The organism is Brunnivagina elsteri CCALA 953, from assembly GCF_002289455.1.
Lineage (GTDB): Bacteria > Cyanobacteriota > Cyanobacteriia > Cyanobacteriales > Nostocaceae > Brunnivagina > Brunnivagina elsteri.
The window spans coordinates 1-7,966 of sequence record NZ_NTFS01000315.1 but is presented as its reverse complement, the minus strand read 5'-3'; the positions used below and the strand labels follow the sequence as shown (position 1 = coordinate 7,966).

Genomic DNA, 7,966 nt, shown 5'->3' with positions numbered 1-7,966 from the left:
TATTTATACTGGTCAGAATGACAAATATCAACTGTCATGCTAACAAAGGTACGTTCCACGTTCCCGCAGGGTAGCATCTCAAACTTTGCCGTAGTTGAGTTGAGAAATTAATTCGTGCGATATCCTAGAGTTATTAAGCTCCGCTTATCGCACTTGAATTTTCAACTAACGAGCTAATTCCATTTTCTGGATAACTTGCTCTTGCTTCGTTTTTCCGCAAGGTTCGGCACTTTGACAATCGTTGACATTTGCTAATCCATATGTCAAATTTACTTTTTTATTTAAGTAGGCTTTTTCCTGTCCACAAATGCCAAAGTCAGCACCAAGTTCGTGCTGTTTACCTTTGTCGTCAACAAGAGATACGTAACAGAGCAAATCACCATTTGTGATTTTTTTGACTGTGCCAGTTTTCGGTAAGTTTGTACTTGTCGCAGCTTTATTTCCAATAACTTCCATTTTGGAAACCAGATTTACTCTTTGTGACTTGTTGCAAGGTACTCTACCCTGACATTGTGGACTATCGATATTTGTTAATTTATAAGTTAAACGGACTTTTTTATTCAAGTAAGTTTTCTCTTGCCCGCAAAAGCTAAAATCTCCATAAAGATTATGGGATTTACCTTTATCGTCAACAAGAGTCACATAACACGCTAAGTCTCCTTGGACAAGTTTTTTAACCGTTCCAACTGTTGGTAGTGGGGATTTCTTTTTACCTGCTTTGACAGAAGCTGATGTCGCGATCGCACTAGTTGTTTTTACAGTTGCGATCGCGGAATTGATTGAGGTTACGAACATCAAGGAACAGGCAGTGGAAGCGATAATTGGGATTAAATTCTTCATCGGTATATACTTGTTATTTGGTATTAAAAATCTACACTTAAGTAGACTAAGGCAAAAATGCAGATTGAAATCTTGTTTTTTTATTAACAATGTATCCCTATTGACATTTTAGTGCGAGAAATATTTCGGCAACATCCTCCCAATCTGCCATTTCAAACCCACGAATCGCGACATTAGTCATTGTACGGTATCGCCCTGTGACAACATTTATGGATTCCACCCTACAAGATTATCTATTAACAAATTTATAAAACCTGATAGTTATATTTGCGGAATTGACTCTCTAGAGAGTGATTCTAAATACAGATACACAGAATACAAATAAATTGAACATTACTAGGAGAAAAATATGAATGCTGCTTCTACTGTGCTTAAAGAAGGTTCTAGAGGGCAGGAAGTTGTCAAGCTACAAGAAGGCTTGAAAAAACTTAATTTTTATTCTGGTGCGATTGATGGAATTTTTGGAGTTGGAACTAAAGATGCTGTAATTAAATTTCAACGCTCTCAAGGATTAGCTGCTGATGGAATTGTCGGAGCAAAAACTCTGTCTAAATTAAATGAAATACTAGGTAATAATATGTCTGAAAATAAATGGAGTAAAATGACTCCGCAACAAGAAATCGATGAAATTAAATCATTAATTAATAGTCGTATGGGAGTAGCTGCACTCAATCAAGCTGCGCTAGAAGGCTTTGTTGGTTTTAATTGTACTCGCAGATATTATATTAATAATAAATTTGGTGGTCTTCAAACCTTGATGAGGCTTAACGGCGGCTCCGGAGGTGTTTCTACTGCCATTGGTTATGAGGAAATTCGAGTTACATTTAACCGTTTTGAAAGCAATATCGAAAATTTTGAAATTGAGCGTGTTTCCTCGGAAATAGGCGCTCCAAAATTTGAATTACCAGACTAATTATTATTAGAATCCCCCAGGATAATATCCATATTTTGGGGGAGGGAACAAAAAGTTTTTATACTTCAGTTTTTAATCATAATTTCTGCATAATTTATTTCCGATTCCTGCAAGTTTATTCTTGAAGCTGTGCGACTTTACCACTAAACTACCAGCGCATCATCAAAGTAATTTTTACCAATTTAAATTCATTTAAAAAATTATTGAAAAATCTGCAATACGACAATTACTTGATTAAGTTCCATTGTCTACCATCCATGTAACATTAATCGTCGCTTTCTATTCTCTTCACTATTCTTGATTGTGTCTAATGCAACACCATTGCAAATTAAGTAAAATACAAGTATAAATATTTGCATACTCCTGCATTGACATTACGAATCATCTCAAAAATCCAGTATTTATACTTCGGAGAAGACAAAAAGGTGAGTGTATAAAAATTTCATAGACGCGATAAGCAAAGCTTAATGCCAAAGGCATACGCATCACATCAATCAGCAAATACGATAAAATCTTCTCGCATTATCCTCGAAATTTGTCCAATTTCTTAACCCAAAAATACCCTTAATGTGGCAATCTGGGAAACAGAAGACTTAAAAATCGATATTTTCGCTACAGAAATTTACCTAACAAGGTTATGCAAACCCTGCCCACTCCTACTACTAATACTGCATCAAGTCAACCTACTTTTGACACCACAATCAAAAGACGCAAAACTCGTCCCGTGAAAGTTGGTGACATCACCATCGGAGGTGGATACCCCGTGGTTGTGCAATCGATGATTAATGAAGATACCCTTGATATCAACGGTTCTGTTGCCGGAATTCGTCGCTTGCACGAGATTGGCTGCGAAATCGTTCGCGTTACTGTGCCTAGTCTCGCACATGCCAAAGCTTTGGCTGAAATCAAACAGAAATTAAAGCAAACCTACAAAGACGTGCCCATCGTCGCTGACGTACATCACAACGGCATGAAAATTGCCTTGGAAGTTGCCAAGCATATCGAAAAAGTACGTATTAATCCCGGTTTGTATGTATTTGAAAAACCTAACACTACCCGTACCGAATATACTCCAGCAGAATTTGCAGAAATTGGCGAAAAAATCCGCGAAACCCTCGAACCATTAGTAATTTCCTTGCGTGACCAAGGAAAAGCTCTGCGTATCGGCGTAAATCATGGTTCACTTGCCGAAAGAATGCTATTTACTTACGGTGACACCCCCCAAGGGATGGTAGAATCGGCTTTAGAATTTATTCGTATTTGTGAATCCCTCGACTTTCACAATATTGTGATTTCAATGAAAGCATCGCGGGTTCCTGTGATGATTGCAGCATATCGCTTGATGGCGAAAAGGATGGACGATTTGGGGATGGATTACCCCTTACATTTGGGTGTAACGGAAGCTGGTGATGGTGAATATGGACGGATCAAGTCTACTGCCGGAATCGCGACGTTACTTACCGATGGTATTGGCGATACAATCCGCGTCTCCCTAACCGAAGCCCCAGAAAAAGAAATTCCCGTCTGCTACAGCATTTTACAGGCTTTGGGGCTGCGGAAAACAATGGTTGAATATGTAGCCTGTCCATCCTGTGGACGTACTTTATTTAACCTTGAGGAAGTACTACACAAAGTTAGGGAAGCGACCAAACACTTGACAGGATTGGATATTGCTGTTATGGGTTGCATCGTTAATGGTCCCGGTGAAATGGCAGATGCTGACTATGGTTATGTAGGTAAAACACCTGGTTACATTTCGCTGTATCGGGGTAGGGAAGAAATTAAAAAGGTTCCTGAAGATAAAGGAGTTGAGGAATTAATTAGTTTGATTAAAGCCGATGAACGCTGGGTAGAACCAGAATCGGAAAACTCCATATCCAGTCCCCTCCCCTGATTCATGGCTACCCTGTACACACAAGTACTCGAATTGCCCGAAATAAAAGAACCCCACCCTAACCCTCCCCTTATTAAGGGGAGGGAACTAGATTTTTCTGTTTCCCCCCTTATAAAGGGGGGTTAGGGGCAGGGCTGATTCATCCCCTAAAACACTTAAAAAATCAAGGGTTCTAGCAATTTAAAACTGGTTATTTTGTTACCAGCGTGTCGAGAAAACGAACAAAACTACGGCTACCTGAGTGCTTAAAAGTTCATTTAATCGTCATCTTTACTTAGATATTTATCGCTAACTATCTTGACAAATCCTGTTTAAAAGGGAACGAAACAGCCCTGGGGTTAGGGGGGATTCAACTAAGTAGCAAAGCCAGAGACTTCTGTGTACAACATAGTTGTTAGAGGATGTACCGCAGGAGACAGAGTTATTTTACGCGTCTAAAATATTACGCACTAAAGTACTTCGCTACGGGGTGGTGAGTAATAATCGCAGTAGTACTCTGTTCGGGGTAAATCTGCTCACTTTCGTCCATGTGCATCTTAATCCTGTCAGTACCTAGCAATTCCAACTGCTTGAACTGATCCTGAATATTCGGACATGCGGGATAGCCAAAACTATACCGCGAACCGCGATATCTTTGCGCTAACATATCCCGAATATTATTAGGTTCCTCTGCACCAAAACCTAATTCGCGCCGGATTCGAGCATGTGTCCACTCAGCCAAAGCTTCTGCGATTTGTACTGCCATCCCGTGAAAATACAGGTAATCTGTGTATGAATTACTCGCATACAACTTCTGAGCGAACTCAGTGGCAATTTCACCCACGGTTACAGCTTGCATTGGAAATACGTCTATAATTCCTGTTTCTTTAGGCACAAAGAAATCGGCAATACACAAACGTCTACCAGAACGTTGACGGGGAAATTCAAATGCAGCAACCTGTTGAGTATGGTTTTCAGGATTGTAAATATACAGTGTATTCCCTTCCGAATTACAGGGGAAATAACCGTAAATCAGTTGGGGATGTAGCAAGTTTTCCTCAACGATTCGCGTTTTCCAATTATCAAGAATTGGATACACTTTCTCTTTGAGAAAAGCTTGATATTCCTCCTTAGATTGCTCCTTAGGTTTCCGAAATTGCCATTGTCCAGCAATCAATGCTTGTAAGTCTAAATGCCAGAATATTTCCTCCCAAGGAATATCACCAGGTAACAGTAGTTGTGTACCCCAAAAAGGTGATGTGGGACGTTGAATCTCTATTTCTACAGCTTCAGAACGTCGAGTATCTTTTTCTCTGGAATCATCAACTTTTTTATCCTTCTTCGCTGCGAGTTTTTCTGCATCTACCTCTTTAAAGACAACATCATTCTCCGATACAAACTCACCGGAGAAACCAGCCAAATTATCCCAGCTACTTGCTGCTTTTGCTGGCATTAATTTATCCATAAAATTTAAATCTGAGAATGCATCTTTGCCATATACCAGCTTACCTTTATAGACGTTTTGACAATCTTCATGCACAAATTTTGGAGTCAGTGCTGCACCTCCCAAAATCACTGGTACAGCGATACCTTTCTCATTGAATGTCTGCAAATTATCCTTCATAAATGCAGTAGATTTAACTAACAACCCACTCATGGCAATACAATCAGCCTTGTGCTTTTCATATGCCTCAATAATGTTTTCCACGGGTTGTTTAATCCCCAAATTAATCACCTTATAACCATTATTAGTCAAGATGATATCAACAAGATTTTTACCAATATCGTGAACATCACCTTTAACTGTGGCAATAATAAACGTACCCTTCACATTACTTTCACCAGTTTCCGACTTTTCCATGTAGGGTTCGAGGAATGCTACCGCAGTTTTCATCGTTTCCGCAGACTGCAATACAAAAGGTAGTTGCATTTGCCCAGAACCAAACAACTCACCAACAACTTTCATCCCATCCAACAGGTAAATATTCACCACATCTAACGCTGGATACTTAGTTAATGCTTCCTTCAACGCATCTTCCAAACCGATACGTTCCCCGTCGATAATATGTTGCTTTAACCGTTCCTCAATGGGAAGATTATTATCAACACCTTTGTCACGTTTCGTTGTCACCCCTTCAAACATCGTCGTCAGTTCACCAAGGGGGTCATAAACGCAGACATCGCCATCAAATCGACGATTATCGTAAATCAAATCACGGCAAACCTGTTGATGCTCTGGTGAGATTTTTGCCAGGGGTAAAATCTTGGCAGCACTTACGATCGCACCATCCATTCCCACTTGCATTGCTTCATGTAAGAACATTGAATTGAGGACAATCCGTGATGCTGGATTCAAACCAAAGGATATATTCGATACACCCAACATGAAGTGACAATCTGGTAAATTCTCCTTAATTCGCCGGATTGCTTCCACAGTAGCTTTGCCATTTTCCCTGTCTTCGGCAATCCCCGTAGAAACTGGTAGAGCTAGAGTATCAAAGAATAACTCATGGGGCGCAATCCCATATTCCACAGCTTGACGATAGGCACGTTGTGCGATCGCAAATTTCTGATCGGCTGTTCGCGCCATTCCCTCTTCATCGATAGTCCCAATTACTACCCCGGCTCCGTATTTTTTGGCTAATTCCAACACCTTTAAAAATCGTTCTTCCCCATCTTCATAGTTGGTAGAGTTGAGGATACATTTACCCCCTGCGACTTTTAAACCTGCCTCCATTTTTTCCCATTCCGTGGAGTCAAGCATTAAGGGTAATGTCACATTATTAACAATTCGGGAAACAAGTTCCCCCATATCGCGTACTCCATCTCGACCCACATAATCAACGTTAATATCAAGGATATGTGCCCCTTCCTTAACCTGTGCCCGTGCTAGGGAAACCAGTCCATCCCAGTCCTCAGCGTTGAGCATTTCACGGCATTTTTTGGAACCACTAGCATTCAGCCTTTCACCGACAATTAAGAAGGAATTGTCCTGTGTATAATTTTGCGTGCAGTAAATCGACGCTGCTGCTGGTTCCAGTTGCGGTTCCCGCAGTTTTGGCTTCAGTTCCTTGGTGATTTCTGCTAGTTGTTGAATATGCGCTGGACGTGTCCCACAGCAACCCCCAATCACTTGGACACCCAAATCTTCAACAAAATGCATCAACGCCATCCGTAATTCCATTGGCGTGAGTTTATAGTGCGCTTGTCCACCGACGTTTTCCGGTAAACCCGCATTGGGTATACAGGAAACTACGAAGGGCGAATGTTCTGATAAATGCTTGATATGTGGTTTCATCAAGTCAGGTCCAGTGGCACAGTTTAGACCCAGGATGTCGATATTGTAAGGTTCGAGAATGGTGACAACGGCGTTAATTTCCGTACCTACCAGCATTGTTCCCATTGTCTCCATTGTTACAGAAACCATGATGGGTCGTCTTGCACCTTTTTGGGTAAAGACTTTTTCCACACCATTGAGTGCGGCTTTAATTTGCAGCACATCTTGACAAGTCTCGATGATAAATAAATCGACACCACCATCCCAAAGTGCTTCCGCTTGTTTGGTAAAATTGATTTCTAGGGTGTCGTAATCGATATGTCCTAGTGTGGGTAGTTTTGTACCTGGTCCCATTGAACCTGCGACGTAACGAGGTTTTTCGGTTGTGGAAAATTCCGCAGCACAGCGTTTTGCTAGTTCTGCGGCAGCTTTGTTCAGGTAGTAAGCTTGTTCTTGGAGGTTGTATTCTGCAAGTACAAATTCGGTTGCTCCGAAGGTGTCGGTTTCGATCACATCCGCACCAGCAGCAAGGAAGTCACGGTGGACTTTGGCGACTGCTTCGGGGTTGGTATGGATCAGATATTCGTTACAACCTTCGTATTCTGCACCACCAAAATCTTCAGCAGTCAGATTTTGGGATTGTAGATTGGTTCCCATCGCACCATCAAAGACGATGACGGGACGTTCAGGACTATGTAGCCGTTCAAGAAATGATTGGTTCATGTTGGAGAAATGGAATTTACTAAAATGTTCCACTTAACTTAATATTGTCCCCAATTTTTACCGATTATGAGTAATTAGATTACCAGGAAACTACTTAAAGATTTGGTGAACTGGTAAGGGGAAGACAATTTTTAATCACTTGATGACTATGGAATTATGTTTTATCCCCAATTAGCACTATTTATTTGAACCTTATTCTGCCTCGATAAATTGGACAGCACAAATAGAAGTTATACTAATTTTCTCAAATTACTCTACAGATTAGAATCATCAGGGGAGAGAGAAGCATCAAAATCAAATCGAAGTCTTAAACCGGAAAAAGTATTAATAGATACAGATA

5 protein-coding genes are annotated in these 7,966 nt (G+C 40.6%); 2 read left to right on the top strand and 3 right to left on the bottom strand.

Translation table 11 applies throughout. The features are described 5' to 3' along the window. Positions 1 to 165: 165 nt before the first annotated feature. Positions 166 to 840 (bottom strand): hypothetical protein, encoded by a 675-nt coding sequence (locus tag CK510_RS22340; protein WP_095723789.1) that lies wholly within the window; start codon positions 838 to 840, stop codon positions 166 to 168. Between the two features lie 97 nt (positions 841 to 937). Further along, positions 938 to 1,060 (bottom strand): hypothetical protein, encoded by a 123-nt coding sequence (locus CK510_RS34060; protein ID WP_281257069.1) that lies wholly within the window; start codon positions 1,058 to 1,060, stop codon positions 938 to 940. A 129-nt stretch (positions 1,061 to 1,189) separates the two neighbouring features. Here CK510_RS34060 and CK510_RS22335 point away from each other — a divergent pair, with 129 nt between their 5' ends. Together CK510_RS22335 and ispG are read left to right on the top strand one after the other, a co-directional pair. Beyond that, a complete protein-coding gene (locus CK510_RS22335; RefSeq protein ID WP_095723788.1) occupies positions 1,190 to 1,753 on the top strand; it encodes a peptidoglycan-binding domain-containing protein in 564 nt (187 codons plus the stop codon). A gap of 637 nt (positions 1,754 to 2,390) precedes the next feature. Further along, complete coding sequence (gene ispG, locus CK510_RS22330) at positions 2,391 to 3,647, top strand: (E)-4-hydroxy-3-methylbut-2-enyl-diphosphate synthase (protein ID WP_095723787.1); 1,257 nt, start codon at positions 2,391 to 2,393, stop codon at positions 3,645 to 3,647. Between the two features lie 442 nt (positions 3,648 to 4,089). On the opposite strand, the gene metH is transcribed toward ispG, so the two are convergent. Further along, the gene (metH, locus tag CK510_RS22325) at positions 4,090 to 7,626 is read right to left on the bottom strand and encodes a methionine synthase (RefSeq protein WP_095723786.1); all 3,537 of its coding nucleotides are present in this window, start codon (positions 7,624 to 7,626) and stop codon (positions 4,090 to 4,092) included. Between the last annotated feature and the right edge of the window lie 340 nt (positions 7,627 to 7,966).